At 68.2% G+C, this 17,476-nt stretch carries 18 protein-coding genes; 10 read left to right on the forward strand and 8 right to left on the reverse strand.

What is annotated here, in order from left to right; genetic code table 11:
- Positions 1-5: 5 nt before the first annotated feature.
- Positions 6-656 (reverse strand): envelope integrity protein Cei, encoded by a 651-nt coding sequence (cei, locus tag ABIA65_RS24130; RefSeq protein WP_241399502.1) that lies wholly within the window; start codon positions 654-656, stop codon positions 6-8.
- Positions 657-832: 176 nt separating this feature from the next.
- On the opposite strand from cei, the gene ABIA65_RS24135 reads away from it, so the two are divergent.
- The gene (locus tag ABIA65_RS24135) at positions 833-1,135 is read left to right on the forward strand and encodes a DUF4193 domain-containing protein (RefSeq protein ID WP_241399501.1); all 303 of its coding nucleotides are present in this window, start codon (positions 833-835) and stop codon (positions 1,133-1,135) included.
- A gap of 14 nt (positions 1,136-1,149) precedes the next feature.
- Here the strand turns inward: ABIA65_RS24135 and ABIA65_RS24140 are convergent, their stop codons facing one another.
- A complete protein-coding gene (locus tag ABIA65_RS24140) occupies positions 1,150-1,629 on the reverse strand; it encodes a DUF3093 domain-containing protein (RefSeq protein WP_241399500.1) in 480 nt (159 codons plus the stop codon).
- 25 nt (positions 1,630-1,654) lie between these two features.
- On the opposite strand from ABIA65_RS24140, the gene dut reads away from it, so the two are divergent.
- Positions 1,655-2,119, forward strand: a complete 465-nt coding sequence (dut, locus tag ABIA65_RS24145; protein WP_241399499.1) for a dUTP diphosphatase — start codon at positions 1,655-1,657, stop codon at positions 2,117-2,119.
- Positions 2,119-2,916, forward strand: a complete 798-nt coding sequence (locus tag ABIA65_RS24150) for a DUF3710 domain-containing protein (RefSeq protein WP_241399498.1) — start codon at positions 2,119-2,121, stop codon at positions 2,914-2,916. Before dut ends, ABIA65_RS24150 begins: the two co-directional genes overlap by 1 nt.
- A 19-nt stretch (positions 2,917-2,935) precedes the next feature.
- Here the strand turns inward: ABIA65_RS24150 and ABIA65_RS24155 are convergent, their stop codons facing one another.
- Positions 2,936-3,634 carry an alpha/beta hydrolase gene (locus ABIA65_RS24155; protein WP_354525118.1) on the reverse strand — a complete coding sequence of 233 codons (699 nt, stop codon included), beginning with the start codon at positions 3,632-3,634 and terminating at the stop codon, positions 2,936-2,938.
- 133 nt (positions 3,635-3,767) lie between these two features.
- On the opposite strand from ABIA65_RS24155, the gene ABIA65_RS24160 reads away from it, so the two are divergent.
- From ABIA65_RS24160 to ABIA65_RS24170, 3 genes are read left to right on the forward strand one after another with little or no spacing between them, the layout of a single operon-like run.
- Positions 3,768-4,139, forward strand: coding sequence for an OB-fold nucleic acid binding domain-containing protein (locus ABIA65_RS24160; protein WP_241399496.1), 372 nt, complete (start codon positions 3,768-3,770; stop codon positions 4,137-4,139).
- Positions 4,136-4,891, forward strand: coding sequence for a DUF3159 domain-containing protein (locus tag ABIA65_RS24165; protein WP_502919608.1), 756 nt, complete (start codon positions 4,136-4,138; stop codon positions 4,889-4,891). Before ABIA65_RS24160 ends, ABIA65_RS24165 begins: the two co-directional genes overlap by 4 nt.
- A 10-nt stretch (positions 4,892-4,901) precedes the next feature.
- Complete coding sequence (locus ABIA65_RS24170) at positions 4,902-6,353, forward strand: MFS transporter (protein ID WP_354525119.1); 1,452 nt, start codon at positions 4,902-4,904, stop codon at positions 6,351-6,353.
- Between the two features lie 21 nt (positions 6,354-6,374).
- Here ABIA65_RS24170 and ABIA65_RS24175 read toward each other — a convergent pair whose 3' ends face one another.
- Positions 6,375-7,034 carry a potassium channel family protein gene (locus ABIA65_RS24175; RefSeq protein ID WP_241399494.1) on the reverse strand — a complete coding sequence of 220 codons (660 nt, stop codon included), beginning with the start codon at positions 7,032-7,034 and terminating at the stop codon, positions 6,375-6,377.
- 36 nt (positions 7,035-7,070) lie between these two features.
- Entirely contained in the window at positions 7,071-7,745 is a 675-nt protein-coding gene (locus ABIA65_RS24180) for a potassium channel family protein (RefSeq protein ID WP_241399493.1), read from the reverse strand.
- 100 nt (positions 7,746-7,845) lie between these two features.
- Between ABIA65_RS24180 and ABIA65_RS24185 the strand changes: the two genes are divergently transcribed.
- Together ABIA65_RS24185 and ABIA65_RS24190 are read left to right on the forward strand one after the other, a co-directional pair.
- Positions 7,846-9,846, forward strand: a complete 2,001-nt coding sequence (locus ABIA65_RS24185) for an APC family permease (RefSeq protein WP_241405714.1) — start codon at positions 7,846-7,848, stop codon at positions 9,844-9,846.
- Positions 9,843-11,033 (forward strand): class I SAM-dependent RNA methyltransferase, encoded by a 1,191-nt coding sequence (locus tag ABIA65_RS24190; RefSeq protein ID WP_354525120.1) that lies wholly within the window; start codon positions 9,843-9,845, stop codon positions 11,031-11,033. Before ABIA65_RS24185 ends, ABIA65_RS24190 begins: the two co-directional genes overlap by 4 nt.
- Before the next feature lie 25 nt (positions 11,034-11,058).
- On the opposite strand, the gene nhaA is transcribed toward ABIA65_RS24190, so the two are convergent.
- A complete protein-coding gene (gene nhaA / locus ABIA65_RS24195; RefSeq protein ID WP_354525121.1) occupies positions 11,059-12,402 on the reverse strand; it encodes a Na+/H+ antiporter NhaA in 1,344 nt (447 codons plus the stop codon).
- Between the two features lie 313 nt (positions 12,403-12,715).
- Between nhaA and dxs the strand changes: the two genes are divergently transcribed.
- Together dxs and ABIA65_RS24205 are read left to right on the forward strand one after the other, a co-directional pair.
- Positions 12,716-14,629: a 1-deoxy-D-xylulose-5-phosphate synthase gene (gene dxs, locus ABIA65_RS24200; RefSeq protein ID WP_354525122.1), complete on the forward strand. Its 1,914-nt coding sequence runs from the start codon at positions 12,716-12,718 to the stop codon at positions 14,627-14,629.
- A 22-nt stretch (positions 14,630-14,651) separates the two neighbouring features.
- Entirely contained in the window at positions 14,652-15,566 is a 915-nt protein-coding gene (locus ABIA65_RS24205) for an alpha/beta fold hydrolase (RefSeq protein ID WP_354525123.1), read from the forward strand.
- A 24-nt stretch (positions 15,567-15,590) separates the two neighbouring features.
- On the opposite strand, the gene ABIA65_RS24210 is transcribed toward ABIA65_RS24205, so the two are convergent.
- Both ABIA65_RS24210 and ABIA65_RS24215 read right to left on the reverse strand, forming a co-directional pair.
- A complete protein-coding gene (locus ABIA65_RS24210; protein ID WP_354525124.1) occupies positions 15,591-16,874 on the reverse strand; it encodes an HRDC domain-containing protein in 1,284 nt (427 codons plus the stop codon).
- Between the two features lies 1 nt (position 16,875).
- The gene (locus ABIA65_RS24215; RefSeq protein ID WP_241399487.1) at positions 16,876-17,457 is read right to left on the reverse strand and encodes a DUF3000 domain-containing protein; all 582 of its coding nucleotides are present in this window, start codon (positions 17,455-17,457) and stop codon (positions 16,876-16,878) included.
- Between the last annotated feature and the right edge of the window lie 19 nt (positions 17,458-17,476).

Consider the following 17,476-nt stretch of genomic DNA (forward strand, 5'->3'; position numbering starts at 1 on the left):
GCGAGTCAGCAGGTGACGGACTGGATCTTGGTCAGCAGTGATGAGTCCGGCGGCTGCGTCGCCTCCGGTCGCAGGGCGGTCAGCACCGCTTCGATGTCGTCGTTGTGGCTGAGTTCGGTGTACTCGGTGCCGATCGCCAGGTCGACGGTGTCATCGCCGCGCTCGTCCTGGAACAGTTCGGTGCACGGGGCCACCAGCCACAGCGATGCAGCGGCGGCGCGTCCCGCCGGGCCGAACCGGATTTGGCCCTGGCACTGCAGTCGCTCGCCGGCGTACACCGCGTCGTTGGCGGCGGTGGGCTGGGCGAAGCCGAGGTCGCGCAGGGCGCCCGCGACCTCAGCCGCCTGTCCGCCCTGACCGCTGGCGTTGAGCACGCGGATCTTGGTGTCAGCGAGCTTGGCCGGAACCACCTCGGACATTGTCGAGGCCGTGACCCGGTCGCCGAGAGTGGGTTGGTTCGGCTCCGTCGGCGCAGGCGGAGCGTTGCAGTCCGCGACTTCCTGGACGTCGGTGGGCTGGTTGAACGCGATCACCCAGACCATCAACGACACGACGGCGAGAGCGGCCAGCATCGCGAGACCGGGGACGTAATTGCGTCGACGGAAGGGACGGCCGTGTTTGTCGAATGCCGTACCGGAGGTGATTTGCGCGACCACCACTGCACCTTAAGGGCAGGCAGTGCCGTCCTCTTCCACCTGCGTCCCCACCCGAGGAATCGACATGTGATATAAATCACATCCATTCCGGCGGTGATCGGGGCACGAATCATTTGGCGGATGCGTTCTGCGCTGGTACAAAGCTCTGTCGCAAGGTTACGGAGGGGAAGAGGTAAATGGCTACCGACTACGACGCCCCGCGGCGTACCGAGACCGATGACGTTTCCGAGGACTCCCTCGAGGAACTGAAGGCTCGCCGCAACGAGGCACAATCCGCCGTCGTCGACGTCGATGAGACCGAAACGGCTGAGTCGTTCGAACTACCCGGCGCAGATTTGTCGGGCGAGGAACTGTCTGTCCGCGTTGTTCCCAAGCAGGCCGACGAGTTCACGTGTTCGAGCTGTTTTCTGGTGCATCACCGCAGTCGTCTCGCCAGCGAGAAGAACGGCGCGATGATCTGCACCGATTGCGCGGCCTGACGCAGGCGCCAGCCTCAGTCGCCGCGTAGCGCCGCCAGCAGGCGGTCGGGGTGACGGCTGCTGATCAGCCAGTACGGTGTCGGGTCGTCGGGGTCATCGAGGACGATGAGCACCAAAGAGGGGATCCACGCCCGGTGCACGACGTAGGCGGCGGGGTCCAGTTGGCGACCCAGCGCTGCCGACTTGGCCGAGCGAGGTACCTCTGCCATGCGCGCGATGACGCTCACGGGAAGGTGCGCGGGGCCCACCCAGAGTTCGGTGTCGTCCCCACTGGCGACGACACGCACGTCGACGCGGCCCAACCACGTCAGCGCCGCGGCGGCCACCAGCGTCAGGACGACGAACGGCACCCACATCGGGATGGCCGCGATGCCGAGGTTGACCTCGAACGCGATCAGTGCCGCCAAGCCGATGCCGGGCAGCCACCACCACCACGGCACGCGCAGGCGCTCGCGGTAGCGCAACGATTCGGTGGCTGCACGCGTCTCGGACACGCGCCCAAGAGTAATCTCGTGCAACGTGCCCACCTCACTGGCGGTAGTGCGACTTGATCGCGAACTGCCCATGCCCACTCGAGCGCACGACGGCGATGCCGGCGTCGACCTGTACAGCGCCGTCGACGTCGACTTGGCACCGGGACACCGGTCCCTGGTGCCAACGGGAATCGCCGTCGCGATCCCGCACGGCATGGTCGGCCTCGTGCATCCACGGTCCGGTTTGGCCACCCGCGTGGGGCTTTCGATCGTCAACAGCCCGGGCACGGTCGATGCTGGCTACCGCGGCGAGATCAAGGTGACGCTGATCAACACCGATCCCGAGCAGCCCATTGCGGTGCGCCGCGGCGACCGCATCGCGCAGTTACTGGTACAACGGGTCGAACTTCCCGAGTTGGTCGAAGTCACATCGTTCGACGAGGCAGGTTTGGCTGATACCAGCCGTGGCATTGGCGGCCACGGTTCCTCTGGCGGACACGAGAGTTTGTGATGGCACTGGGTAGGCGCAAGAACACCGGCAGCGACGAGGCCACCGGCCCGGCTCCGGAGGACACGGATGTTGCGAACATGAACGCTGCGAACACTGACGCTGCGAACGGCGCTGACGACGATCTCGACGGTCCGTTCGACATCGGCGACTTCGACGATGCGAGCCACGCCACGGTTGGTCGGCATGACCTCGGCTCGGTCCTGATCCCCGAGGACGAGACCGCAGAGCTGGTCTTCGAGGTCAATCAGCAGGGCGTGCCGACCGCTGTGTGGATGGTGACGCCCAACGGGCGCTACAACCTCACCGCGTGGGCCGCCCCGAAGACCGGGGGACTCTGGCGTGAGGTGGTCACCGAGATCGCCGACTCGCTGCGCAAGGACAACGCGCAGGTGTCCATAGAGGACGGCCCCTGGGGCCGCGAGGTCGTCGGTGTCGTGACCAACGGCCCCGAACCCGTCGTCATGCGGTTCATCGGTGTCGACGGCTATCGGTGGATGGTCCGTGGTGCGGCCATCGGCCCGCCGCAGTTGGCCGACAAGATCGCGGACGAGGCACGGAAAGCGTTGGCTGACACGGTCATCCGCCGCGGTGACACGCCGCAGCCGGTGCGTGCCATGTTGCCGCTGCAGTTGTCCGAGACGCTGGTGGAGCGGTTGCGCGTTCGCGCCGAGCAGATGGTGGCCGCGCAGGCTCAGCAGCTGCAACAGCAGCAGCAGCCCGAGCCACCCGCGCCGGCGGCGCGCCGCAGTGAGCAGGGCTCGGCCATGCAGCAGCTGCGGACCATCACGGGCGGCTAGGACCGCCGACCTCTAGAGGTCAGGCATCCAGCAGGGCGGCGAGGCATGCGCGGCCCAGCGCTGCCGGGTCGGCGCCCATCTCATCGAGTGTGACGGTGCGCAACGCCGCGTGCGGAGCCGCGCTGACCCACTCCAACGCCACCTCGATGGGATGCACCGCGTCATCAGTGGCGGCCGCGACCCCCATCGGGACTGCGAGCGACTCCATCTCATCGCTCGTCGGTGCGACGACACCCGCCGCCTCCTCCATGGCATCGGGCAGCGCGGGCCACTGACTCACCCACGACCTGGTCAACTCCTCGCCCAGCCACTGCGGGCTCGACGCGCGCATCTGCGCGACCGCTGAGGCCAGCCCATCCCTGCGCAGCACATGTGCGGTGTGACGCGCGGCGTGTGCGGCGGGCGCGTCGGCCGGGGACCCCGTCCACGCCGGCAGCGCGGCCAGGACGCCGAGTGCCAGGGACGGATGATCCAGTGCCCACCGCAGGGCCGCGGCCGCGCCGATCGACACCCCGCCGACCATGATGGGGCCCGAGCGCGCTGCGTCATCCAACTCGTCGCGATACCCGTCGACGAGGCGATTCGGGTTCGGCGGCGGTGTCACCACGGTGGCACCCACGTCGTGCAGGGCGGGGGCGAACACGCGGTAGATGTAGTCGTCATCGGAGCCCGTTCCGGGCAGCAGAACGACCGTCGCCCCGCTCAGATTCAGCGCCATCAGACGATCGTGCCGTGTGCGTCAAATCACCCGCGCGCAACGCCAGGAGCGACGTGGCGAATCCCCACCAAGAGGTCTACGGTGGCGAGGGGTCAGGATCCAAGGTGGATTCGCCACAGCGGTCAGGAGAGACATGGCCACGGCCGAAGGCTATCTGCGTCGGCTCACCCGTCGTCTGACGGAAGATCCAGAACAACACGACGTAGCGGCGCTCAGCGACGAGGCGGCCCAGACCGGCGCGCAAAAGGCGATTGACTGCCAGCGCGGCCAGGAGGTCACCATGGTCGGCACCTTGCGTTGCGTGGAGACCGCCGCGAAGGGGTGCGCCGGTGGTGTGCGCGCCGAACTCTTCGACGGCACCGACTCGGTGATGCTGGTCTGGCTGGGCCAGCGCCGCATCCCGGGCATCGAGTCAGGTCGAACGCTGCGCGTCCACGGCAGGATGGGCAAGCTGGAGAACGGAAGCAAGGCCATCTACAACCCGCACTACGAGATCCAGAAGTGACCAGTCCCGACAACGGGGCTGCAGACGAGACCGCATCGGACGGGCAGGACCGGCCGGAGAGCAAGCTCAACGCGCAGGCGATCCTCGAGCAGATGGGCGGCATCAGCGGCCTGATCTACTCATCGCTGCCGGTGGTGGTCTTCGTGCCGGTGTCGTCGTTCGCCGGCCTGATGCCCGCCATCTACGCCGCCCTCGGTGTGGCCACACTCATCCTGGTGTGGCGGTTGATCCGCCGGGAGTCGTTGCAGCCAGCCGTCTCCGGGTTCTTCGCCGTCGGCGTCAGCGCGCTGATCGCCTACATCGTCGGCGAGTCCAAGGGCTTCTTCCTGCTGGGTATCTGGTCCTCACTGATCTACGCGGGTGTGTTCGCCCTGTCAGTGCTGATCCGGCGGCCAATCGTCGGCTACGTGTGGGGATGGGCCAACGGACGCGACCGGGGCTGGCGCGAGGTGCGTCGGGCGGTCAGGGCGTTCGACCTTGCGACGCTCACCTGGGTGCTGGTGTTCGGCGCGCGCTTCGTGGTGCAGAACCACCTCTATGACGAGAACCAGACGGGTCTGCTCGGCGTGGCCCGTATCGCCATGGGATGGCCGCTGACAGCCATTGCGGCACTGGTCACCTACCTCGCTATCCGGGCCGCCCAGCGCGCGGTGCACGCGGACGAGGACGAGAAGGCACGTGCCGTCGAGGGCGGGGCGTCGACGCAGACGTCCGAGACGTCGAACGCGTCGGGACCGACGCCCACCGACTGACGGGCATGTGATGCCGCGGACCGCTGACCGGCTGGTGCTCGCCGTCGCGGTGCTCGCGTCGTTCGTGGCCTTCCTGGACGGTTCGGTGGTCAATCTGGCGCTGCCCGCGATGTCCGCCGACCTCGGTGGCGGCCTCGCCCTGCAGCAATGGGTCATCGACGGCTACCTGCTGACGCTGGGTGCCCTGATCCTCGTCGCCGGTGCGGTGTCGGATCAGTACGGCAGGCTCAGGGTCCTGCGGCTGGGGGTGGTGGTCTTCGCCGTCGCATCGGTGCTGTGCGCGCTGGCACCCAGCGGATGGATCCTGGTCGCCGCGCGGTGTCTGCAGGGTGTTGGTGCTGCGTTCCTGGTACCCAGTTCGCTGGCGATGCTCAACGCCCGGTTCACCGGCGCGGCACAGGCCAGGGCCATCGGCACCTGGACGGCGTGGACCGGTACGGCATTCGTTATCGGACCACCCCTGGGCGGGCTGCTCGTTGATGCGCTGAACTGGCGGTGGGTCTTCGGCATCAACGTGATCCCCCTGGCCGTCACGCTGTACCTCATCACCCGGTTGCCCGCCGACGAACCTCGCCGCACCGCAGGACGGATCGACGTCGTCGGCGCCGTCCTGGGCGCGCTCGGGCTGGCGGCCGTCGTCATCGCGCTCATCGAGCAGCAGCGCCTTGGGTGGACCCATCCGGCCGTGCTGGTCAGTCTGGCGGTGGGTGTCTGCCTCCTCGTCGCCTTTCCGGTGTGGGAACACCGGGTGCCGAATCCGGTGATGCCGCTTGGGCTGTTCACCGCCCGTAACTTCGCGGTCGGCAACCTGGCGACGGTGTTCCTCTACGCCGGGGTGTCACTCGGCACGCTCGTGGTGGCGCTGTTCCTGCAGGAGGGTGCCGGTATGTCGGCGTCGATGGCAGGCCTGGCCACGCTGCCGATCGCGGTGCTGTCATTCGTTCTCGCGCCGCGCTTCGGGGCCCTGGCGGGCGCACACGGCCCCCGCGTCTACATGGCGGTGGGCCCGCTGGTGGCCGCCGCCGGCTTCCTGTTGCTCACCACGGTGCGCGAGCCGTTCGACTTCTGGACGCAGATACTGCCGGGTCTGGTGGTCTTCGGGCTGGGTCTGTCGATCACCGTGTCACCGCTCACCTCGGCGGTCCTGGCGGCGGTCGATCCCGCGCAGAGTGGCATCGGCTCAGCGGTGAACAACGCGGTGTCGCGGATCGCGGGCCTGGTGGCGATCGCCTTCGCGGGCGTGATCATCGGTGCGGGTGGCGATTCCGGGTTTCCGCCGGGGGAGTTCGAGGGCTTCCGTCAGGCGGCCGTCGTGATCGCGGTGCTGTTCGCGGTCGCCGGGGTGATCTCGGCGATCGGCATCAGCAACAGCCAGTGTGACTACCGTCGCGTGGCACCCGAGGCGTCCGCCCGATGCTTCGATCGGTGGCCACCACCGCCAGCGCTCGCGCGGACGGACTGACCGCTCGGCTCGGGTGCGGAATCAGCCTGCGTTCAGGATCAGTGCGCGCAACTGCTCCTCGACTTCGGCGACCGCGACGAAGAGCAGCTCGTCGCCTCCCTCGAGGGGTTCGTCGTCCTGAGGCACGATGACCCGCGACCCGCGCAGGATCGTCACGAGGGACGCGTCGCGCGGAAGCTCCAGCCGCTTGACGGCCTTGCCGCCCCACGGTGTGTCATCGGGCAGCGTGATCTCGACGAGGTTGGCCTGGCCCTTGCGGAAACTCATCAGCCGGACCAGATCGCCGACGGACACCGCCTCCTCGACCAGCGACGCGAGCATGCGCGGCGTGGACACGGCGACGTCGACGCCCCAGTTCTCGTCGAACAGCCACTCGTTGCGGGGGTCGTTGACGCGGGCCACCACGCGGTCCACCGCGAACTCCGTCTTGGCCAGCAGGCTGAGCACGACGTTGGCCTTGTCGTCGCCCGTCGCGGCGATCACCACGTCGAAGTCCTCGAGCTTGACCGACTCCAGCAGGCTCAGCTCGCACGCGTCTCCGAGTCGCCACTGCGCGGCGGGAATGGCATCGACGTCGAGGTGATCGGGATTGCGCTCGAGCAGTGTCACGTCGTGGCTCTCGACGAGCTCGCGGGCTATGGACCGGCCGACGGCGCCGGCTCCTGCGATGGCGACCTTCACTGGGGCCTCACCTGGTTCTTCACTGGTTGTCGTTGTTCACTGGTCGTCGATGTCCTCGGCGGGAGGCAGAGCGGAGATCGCCATCGCCTCGGCGATGTGACCGGACACCGCGGCCAGATACACCTGGTCACCCGCCTGGATCACGGTCTTCTGGTCGGGCAGCACGCCGCTGCCGAAGCGGATCAGGAACGCGACCCGGCCGCCGGTCGCACCCTCCAACACGGTGACGCGATGGCCGGCCCACTCCTCGTGCAGCGGCAGCTCGGCGACACCGACATTGCCCGACGGGTCGCGCCATTTGGTGGTCTCGGTCTCACGGGTCAGCACGTTGAGCAGCCGGTCGGTGGTCCACGGCACGGTGGCCACCGTCGGGATGCCAAGGCGTTCGTACACCGCGGCGCGTTTGGCGTCGTAGATCCGGGCGACCACACGCTCGACGCCGAACGTCTCGCGGGCCACCCGTGCGGAGATGATGTTGGAGTTGTCGCCGGAGGAGACCGCGGCGAATGCGCCCGCATCCTCGATTCCGGCCCGCAGCAGGACGTCCCGGTCGAAGCCCATGCCCAGCACGCGCTCACCGGGGAACTCGGGTGACAGCCGGTGAAATGCCGTGCCGTCACGGTCGATGACGGCCACCTCATGGCCGATGCGGGCCAAACCGTCCGCCAGTGACGCGCCCACTCGGCCGCATCCCATCACCACTACCCGCACGCGTCGGTCCTCCCAGCGCTATCCAGAGATCGTTGTGCCCAACATGCGCACTGAAGAACGCTACAGCTATTGGGACGGTACGCGACGCATAGGCATACCCTTGGCTCTCGTGTCCAAGCTCTCGACCGTCGCGCGCCGACTGGTCCTAGGAACGCCGTTCCGCAGCGACAAGCTCGCCCACACGCTTTTACCCAAGCGCATCGCGCTGCCGGTGTTCGCATCCGACGCACTGTCGTCGGTGGCGTACGCGCCGGAGGAGATCTTCCTGGTGCTGTCGATCGCCGGGTTGAGCGCCTACGCGCTGACGCCGTGGATCGGCCTCGCCGTCTGCGCGGTCATGCTCATCGTGATCGCCAGCTACCGGCAGAACGTGCACGCCTATCCGTCCGGTGGCGGCGACTACGAGGTGGTCACCACCAACCTCGGGCCCACGGCTGGACTGACGGTGGCCAGCGCGCTCATGGTGGACTACGTGCTGACGGTGGCGGTGTCGATGTCGTCGGCGATGGCCAACATCGGCTCGGCGGTGCCGTTCATCGCACAGCACAAGGTGTTGTTCGCCGTCGCCGCAATCCTGATCATCGCGGCGTTGAACCTTCGCGGAATCCGTGAGTCCGGCACGGCGTTCGCAATTCCCACCTACGCGTTCATGATTGGCATGTTCCTCATGTTGGGCTGGGGCTTCTTCCAGATCCTCGTCCTCGATCAGCCGCTGCGGGCCGAGTCCGCAGGCTTCGAGATGCACTCGGAGCACGGTGACGTGCTCGGGTTCGCCCTGGTGTTCCTGGTCGCGCGCGCATTCTCCTCCGGATCGGCCGCCCTGACCGGTGTCGAGGCCATCAGCAACGGTGTGCCTGCGTTCCGGAAACCGAAGTCGCGCAACGCCGCCACGACTCTGTTGATGCTGGGTGGGATCTCGGTATCGCTGCTGATGGGCATCATCCTGCTGGCCAAGGAGACCGGCGTACAGATCGCCGAACGGCCGCACGAGCAGTTGATCGGTGCGCCGGCCGACTATCACCAGAAGACGCTGATCGCGCAGTTGGCCGATGCGGTGTTCCACGATTTCCCACTCGGGCTCTTCCTCATCGCTCTCGTCACCGCGTTGATCCTGATGCTCGCCGCGAACACCGCGTTCAACGGCTTTCCGGTGCTGGGATCGATTCTCGCTCAGGACAGTTACCTGCCCCATCAGCTCCGCACCCGTGGTGACCGGCTGGCGTTCTCGAATGGCATCCTGTTCCTGGCGTTCGCGGCCGTCGGCTTCGTCGTCGCGTTCCAGGCTGAGGTCACCGCGCTGATCCAGCTGTACATCGTCGGGGTCTTCGTGTCGTTCACGCTGAGCCAGATCGGCATGGTGCGGCACTGGACCCGGCTGTTGCGCATCGAAACCGACGACGCCGCGCGCAGCAAGATGCAGCGCTCCCGGGCGATCAACACCATCGGTTGCATCTGCACCGGATCGGTCCTGTTGGTGGTCGTCGTCACCAAGTTCGCGGCCGGGGCGTGGATCGCGATCCTGGCGATGGGCGTGCTCTTCGCAATCATGAAGATGATCCACAAGCACTACGCCTCGGTTCGGCAGGAGTTGCTCGAGGCCGATGAGGGCGGTGACATGGTCCTGCCCAGTCGCAACCACGCGATCGTGCTGGTGTCCAGCGTGACGCTGCCGACCAAGCGTGCGCTGGCGTATGCGCGGGCGACGCGACCCGACGAACTCGAGGCGATCCACGTCAGCATCGACGACGCCGAGGCGCGTGCGCTGAAGGGCGCATGGGAGGAGAGTGACTTCCCCCTGCCGCTCAAAGTGATTGCCTCGCCGTACCGCGATATCACGCGTCCGGTGCTCGAGTACGTCAAGCGGATCACCAAGGACTCGCCGCGTACGGTGGTCACAATCTTCATACCCGAGTACGTCGTCGGACACTGGTGGGAACAGGTCCTGCACAACCAGAGTGCCCTGCGGCTCAAGGGCCGTCTGCTGTTCGAGCCGCAGGTCATGGTGACCTCGGTGCCTTACCAACTGAGTTCGTCGGAGCGGTTGAAGAATCTCAAACCGCAGTCCGCTCCCGGCGATGCTCGAAGGGGTTACCTGGAATGAGTTCCACACTGGAGTTGACCGTCGGGCCCGCGGCCAACGGCGGCAGCTGCATCGCCCGTCACGACGGACGGGTGGTGTTCGTGCGCTACGCGCTGCCCGGCGAACGGGTTCTGGCGCGGGTGACCGACGAGCGCGCCAAGCACTGGCACGCGGTCGCCGTCGAGATCCTCGAGCCGTCGCAGGACCGGGTGGACTCGCTGTGTCAGATCGCCGGTGTCGACGGCTCGGGGTGCTGTGACCTGGCGTTCGTGAAGCCCTCGGCCGCAAGGAATCTCAAGGGTGAGGTGGTCGCCAATCAGTTGGGACGCCTCGGCGGCTTCTCGTGGACGGGCGAGGCCGAGGAGGTCGACGACGACGGTGCGATGGGGTGGCGCACCCGGGTGCGGCTGGCCACGACGGGAGACGGCCAGGCGGGTTTTCACCGCTATCACAGCCCCGAACTGGTGACCGACCTCAACTGTGCGCAACTGCCCGCCGGGATGCTCGACGGACTCGACGGGTCGCGCTGGCCACCGGGCGCCGAGATCCACGTCGCACTCGATGACGACGGTTCGCGCCACGTGGTCCAGACCGGACCGCGCACCGCACGAAAGTCAGCTCAGACACAGGTGATCGAGGGCGAGTACGAGGCCACCCAGCGTGTTGGCGACCGGGTGTGGCGTGTGCCGGTGACGGCGTTCTGGCAGGCGCATCGCGGGGCGGCCCAGCTCTACAGCGATCTGGTCGCGCAGTACGCCAGGCTGCAACCCGGCCAGACGGCATGGGACTTGTATGGCGGCGCAGGCGTTTTCGCGGCAGTCCTGGCCGAAGGGGTGGGGGAGTCGGGCCGGGTGCTGACGGTGGACACCTCGCGTGGCTCGGCACGGGCGGCGCGCTCAGCGCTGGCCGACCTCAGCTGCGTCTCGGTGGTGACGGACTCGGTGCGGCGCGCGCTCACCGGCGAGAAGCGCCGCGCCGACGTCGCGGTCCTCGATCCGCCACGGACCGGTGCCGGACGCGAGGTGATCGATCTGCTCGCCGCCGCCGACGTCCCGCGGATCGTCCACATCGGTTGTGAGGCGGCGTCGTTCGCGCGTGACGTGGGGCTCTACACGGGCCACGGCTACGCCGTCGAGGAGCTACGGGTGTTCGACTCGTTCCCGCTGACCCACCACGTGGAGTGCATCGCGGTGCTCACGCGGGGGTGACCCACCGCGTGGCACCCGTGCCGAGTCACGGAGCGCGAGGGGTCTCGGCCTCCTCGTAGACGTCGGGTATCCCGTCGTGGTCGTCGTCGCGCGTCTCCTCGAGGTACACGGCGCGGTAGTGCCGGTTGCGCAGCCGCAGCAGGATCGCGGCTAGAGCGGCGGCGAGCAGTGACCCCGTCAGCACCGCGATCTTGACGTGCTCGCTCTGCTCGGAGCCCGGGCCGTAGGCCAACTCGCCGATCAGCAGAGACACCGTGAAGCCGATACCGGCAAGCATCGACATGCCGAAAACGTCGATCCAGCGCAGTGCGCTGTCGAGCGATGCCCGGGTGACCGCGGCCAGAATCCGAGTGGTGCCGAAGACGCCGATCGCCTTGCCCACCACCAGACCGAACACGATGCCCAGCGCGATGGGGTCGCTCAGGGCCGAGGCGAGCCCGTCCAGACCGCCGATCGTCACGCCGGCGGCGAAGAACGCGAAGACCGGCACGGCCACTCCGGCCGAGACCGGGCGGATGATGTGCTCGAGGTGTTCGGCCAGCCCCGGCCCGGCGTCCGGGCCGCCGGCAGCCTGACTGCGCAGCACCGGCACCGTGAAGCCGAGCAGCACCCCCGCCACCGTCGCGTGCACGCCTGACTCGTGCACCAGGGCCCACGTCGCCAGCGCCAGCGGTATCAGCAGCCATGGTGACCGGATGCGGCGCTGCACGCACAGCGCGAACAGCAATAGCGGCACGACCGCCAGGCCGAGCGCGACAAGGTTGATGTCGTCGGTGTAGAACACCGCGATCACCGTGATCGCCAAGAGGTCATCGACCACAGCCAGGGTGAGCAGGAAGGTCCGCAGCGCGCCAGGAAGGTGTGTGGAGATGACCGCGAGCACCGCGACGGCGAACGCGATGTCGGTGGCGGTGGGGATGGCCCATCCCTGCATGGCCTCGCCGCCGACCTGAGCCGTGAACGCCACGAAGATCAGCGCCGGCACCACCATGCCGCCGACCGCGGCGGCGATGGGCAGAGCCGCACGGCTGGGGTCGCGCAGGTCGCCGGCGACGAACTCGCGCTTGAGTTCGAGGCCGACCACGAAGAAGAAGATGGCCAGCAGCCCGTCGGCGGCCCAGGTGCCCAGGCTCAGGTTGAGGTGCAGGCCCAACTGGTCGGTGCCCACGCGCAGGTCGCCGAGCGCCTCATAGGAGGCCGCCCACGGTGAGTTGGCCCATCCGATGGCCACGACGGCCGCGACGAGCAGCAGGGCGCCGCCGACGGTCTCCTTGCGCAGGATGTTGGACACCCGCGATGTCTCGGCCCAAGAGCCGCGACTCAGCAGGGCTCGGGTGACCGAGCGGCGGGGTTGTTGATCGTCGGGCAACACGAGCACCTCGTTTGGTGGTGGGTCTGGGCATGGGGCGTCCATTCGCCGACCAGACTTCCCGGCACACCTGAACGGGGAGTTTAGCGCGGCGAGCACGACCGACGTGCCATGTCACGGGTGTGACGCGCGTCGATGCCGCGGACACGCCGGAACCCGGAAAGACGGTGCTGGCGGCCGTGGCTGCGGGCGGATGCGGGGGAGCTGACCTGCGTCGTCGCGGATTCCGCCGATCGTGGCCGACCCCCTGGTGTGGCCCATGTCTAACCGCCTTGAGAGGACTGCACGAGGTTCGCGTGCGTAAACTGACGAGATGCTTGAACAGGTCCGCGGACCCGCTGATCTGCAGCACCTAACGCAGTCGCAGCTGGACGAACTCGCCATCGAGATCCGGCAGTTCCTGATCCACAAAGTCGCCGCGACGGGCGGACACCTCGGCCCCAACCTCGGTGTCGTCGAACTGACGTTGGCGCTGCACAGGGTGTTCGACTCCCCACACGACCCGATCGTCTTCGACACCGGGCACCAGTCCTACGTGCACAAGATGCTGACTGGCCGCTGCGCGGACTTCGACAACCTCCGGATGAGGGGCGGCCTGTCGGGCTACCCGTCGCGCACCGAGAGTGAGCACGACTGGGTCGAGTCCAGCCACGCCAGCAGCGCGCTGTCCTACGCGGACGGTCTGGCCAAGGCCTTCGAGCTGAGCGGACATCGCAACCGTCACGTCGTCGCCGTTGTGGGTGACGGTGCGCTGACCGGCGGCATGTGCTGGGAGGCGCTCAACAACATCGCCGGCTCCAAGCGGCCCGTGGTGATCGTGGTCAACGACAACGGCCGCAGCTACGCCCCGACCATCGGTGGTTTCGCCGATCATCTCGCGGGCCTGCGCCTGCAGCCGGGATACGAGCGGCTGCTCGAGAAGGGCCGCGACACGGTTCGCGGCGTGCCGTTGATCGGTGAGTTCTGCTACCAGTGCATGCACAGCGTCAAGGCCGGCGTGAAGGATGCGCTGTCGCCCCAGGTGATGTTCACCGATCTCGGGCTGAAGTACGTCGGCCCCATCGACGGGCACGACGAGCACGCGGTTGAGACGGCGCTGCGCAGCGCTCGCGGCTTCAACGCACCGGTGATCGTGCACGTCGTCACCCGCAAGGGCAAGGGGTTCGGCCCGGCCGAGGCCGACGAGGAAGAGCAGATGCACGCCACCGGCGTGATCGATCCCTACACCGGGTTGTCCGCGTCGGTGGCGGCCCCGGGTTGGACGTCGGTGTTCTCCGACGAGCTGATCAAGCGGGCGAGCAAGCGCCGCGACATCGTGGCGATCACCGCGGCGATGCCCGGCCCCACCGGGCTCAGCGCCTTCCGCGACCGCTTCCCCGACCGGTTCTTCGACGTCGGCATCGCCGAGCAGCACGCGATGACCTCTGCCGCCGGTCTGGCGATGGGCGGCATGCACCCGGTCGTGGCCATCTATTCGACCTTCATCAACCGGGCTTTCGACCAGCTGATGATGGACGTTGCCCTGCACCGGCTTCCGGTCACGATCGTGCTCGACCGCGCCGGTGTCACCGGACCCGACGGGGCGAGCCACAACGGCGTCTGGGACCTCTCGATCCTCGGTGTCGTCCCCGGCATCCGGGTCGCCGCCCCACGGGACGCGGCGCGGCTACGCGAGGAACTCGGCGAGGCCCTCGAGGTCAACGACGGTCCCACCGCGGTGCGCTTCCCGAAGGGTGCGGTGGGCGAGGACATTCCCGCGCTCGAGCGGCGCTCCGGCGTCGACGTGCTCGCGGTCCCCGCGGACGGCCTCTCCGATGACGTGCTGCTGGTCGCGGTCGGGGCGTTCGCCTCGATGGCGCTTTCGGTGGCCGAGCGTCTGCGCAAGCAGGGCATCGGCGTGACCGTGGTCGACCCACGTTGGGTGCTGCCGGTGTCCGACGTTGTGGTGTCGATGGCGAGGACGCGCAAGCTCGTCGTGACGCTGGAGGACAACGGCGTTCACGGTGGTATCGGGTCGGCGGTGTCGTCGGCGCTGCGCCGGGCCGAGGTCGATGTGCCCTGCCGCGACGTGGGTATGCCGCAGGAGTTCTCCGACCACGCCTCGCGCGGCGAGGTGCTGGCCGCGGCCGGCCTGACCGACCAGAACATCGCTCGCCAGATCACCGGCTGGGTGGCCGCACTGGCCAGCACCGTCGGCGAGGCGAGCGTCACCGGCCGGGTCGACTGACGCCGCGGCCTAGGCTGCGAGCATGGACGCCGATCTCGAGCGCTGGAAGGCCGACGGTCAGTACTTCGACTACCTGGGCTTCGACATCTTCTTCTCTGTTGCGGGCCTGCCCCTGGGTGAGGGCCCGACGCTGCTGCTGATCCACGGCTATCCGTTCAGTTCGTGGGACTGGTCGCTGATCTGGCCGACGCTGCTCGAACGGTTCACCGTCATCGCACCGGACATGATCGGCATGGGATTCTCGGACAAGCCGGTGGCCTACCAGTACTCGGTGCACGACCACGCCGACATGCACGAGGCGCTGCTGGAGCACCTCGGCGTCGCGCAGTGCCATGTGCTCGCGCACGATCTCGGCGACTCGGTCGGTCAGGAACTGTTGGCGCGGCACGAGTTCGGCGACTGGTCCTACCGGCCGCTGCGCTTCGAGTCCATCACGTGGCTCAACGGCGGCATGTTCAACGAGGCCTACACCCCGCGCGTGATGCAGAAGCTGATGTCGCGAACACCGCTGGGCGACATCATGAGTCACGTTCAGGGCAGTGCGTTGTCACGAAAGTTATTGGAGCCGACCCTCAACGAGATGTTCGGACCCAACACCAAGCCGACACCGCACATGTTCGAGCAGTTTCACCAGATCCTGGAATTCAATGACGGTAAGCGCGTCATGCATCAGGTCGGCAGATTCCTCAACGACCGGTACACGCACCGCAATCGCTGGGTGCGCGCGATGCGGCAGACCAGCGTGCCGATGCGTTTGATCGACGGGCCGATCGACCCGAACTCGGGCCGCCACATGGCCGACCGGTACCGCGAGGTGATCCCCGACGCCGACGTCGTGATGCTGGCCGACGATATCGCGCACTGGCCGCAGATCGAGGCACCCGAGGCCGTGCTGACTCACTTCCTCGAGCACGTGGACCGCGTGCTGGGGCGCTGAGCGCTCCGGCTACGCAGTCGAGCGTCAGTCCTGCGACGCCTCGGCGCTTGCCGCGGTCTCCAACGCCTGAGCGAGCACGGGAACGGTCAACTCGCGCTGCCACGCCCGCGCACCGGCCTCGGCCAGGAACGCCTCGACGACCGCCGCGGTGTCCGGCACCGGCTGCCAGTCCCAGCACAGCCGTCGCACGGTGTCGGGGGTCAGGAGGTTCTCGCTGGGCACGTTCACCCGCTGCGACAGGTCGGCCAGGCCGGCCCGTACCGCCTCCAGACGCGCGGCGGCCTCCGGCTTGCGGCGGGCCCACCGTGCGGCAGGCGGCGGACCGGTCTGCGGGTCGGACGATGTGGGCAGATCCTCGGTGGTGCGTGCCCGGGCCAGCGCGTCCAGCCACACCTGCGCGCTGCGGCGTTGCCTGTTGCCACCGAAGATCGGCAGGGCAATCAGCTTCTCGATGGTGTCGGGGTCCGCGGTGGCGGCGTTCACGATCGCCGAGTCCGGCAGGATCCGTCCCGGTGCGATATCGCGCCGGGAGGCGATGGAGTCGCGAGCGGTCCACAGTTCCCGCACCGCAGCCAGGGCGCGCGGGTTGCGCACCTTGTGGATGCCCGAGGTACGACGCCAGCGGTCACGCCGGGTGGGTGCGGCGATGTAGGTCCGGAGGTACTCGAATTCCTGGGCGGCCCACTCGGTCTTGCCCTGCTCCTCGAGAACCGCCGCGACGGCCGCGCGCAGTTCGACGAGTACCTCGACGTCCAACGCGGCGTAGTTCAGCCAGTCTGCGGGCAGTGGGCGCTTGGACCAGTCCGCGGCGCCGTGGCCCTTTACCAGGTGCAGGCCCAGCAGGCGCTGCACCATCGCGGCCAGGTTCACCCGGTCGAAGCCCGCGAGTCGTCCGGCCAGCTCGGTGTCGTACAGGCTCGGCGGGGTCATGCCGAGTTCGGCCAGACACGGCAGATCCTGGTCGGCGGCGTGCAGGATCCACTCGTCTGATGCCAAAACCTCGGCCACCGGCGCCATCGTGGCCAGCGGATCGGCACCGTGGTTGACCGGGTCGATCAGGACGGTGCCCGCGCCTTCGCGACGGATCTGCACCAGGTAGGCGCGGTTGGAGTAGCGGAAGCCCGACGCCCGCTCGGCGTCGATGGCGAACGGCCCGGTGCCCGATGCGAGAAGCGTTGCCGCCCTCTCGATGTCACTGGGATAGATGGCCAGCGGGGGCACGCCGTCGGCCGGGGCCAGCAGTGGTGTGGCCTCGGGCTCGGTGTCTTCCCCGGGCGTCTGCGTCTCGGGTGAGGGGGTATCCGGCATCTCAGGCGCGCGGGCGGGAGGTCAGGTCGGTCACGCCCGCCGGCGGCAGACCCGCGGCGTGCTCGAGCACCTCGCAGAATGCCTGGACGTGCGGACCCAACTCGAGGTTCGTCGCGGTCCACGACGCCCGCAGTTCGAGTTGGTGGGCACGCGGCGGACCGGAGATGTCGCCGTAGCGGACCGATGTCGTCGCCGTCACCGTGCCTCCGAGGGCGGTCACGTGTTCGGCGTTGGACTCGAGGGCGTCGACCAGCCAGCTCCACGCCACCTCGGGCAGTAGCGGGTCGACGGCTTCCATGGAGTCGAGGTCGGCCTGGATGTAGGCGACCAGCCGCATGGTGCCATCCCAGGCCTCGGCCCCCTCGGGGTCGTGCAGAAGGATGAGCCGACCGAAGGCGTCGCCCTCGGAGCGCTCGGGCACGATCGCGGTCTCGGGGTGGCGGACCTCGGCGCCCAGCGCGTAGCTGAACGGTGCGAGTCGCTGCGGCGGCCGGATCGGGCCGAGCTCGATCTCCGGCCGTACGATCGCCGCACTCATCGCCGCGACGGCTTCGCGGAATGGAGCCGGTTCGGCGGAGGTCACGACGTTTGACGCTAGCCGA

The sequence above is a fragment of the Mycolicibacterium sp. 624 genome (genome assembly GCF_040548615.1).
In the GTDB taxonomy this organism is placed as follows: Bacteria; Actinomycetota; Actinomycetes; order Mycobacteriales; family Mycobacteriaceae; genus Mycobacterium.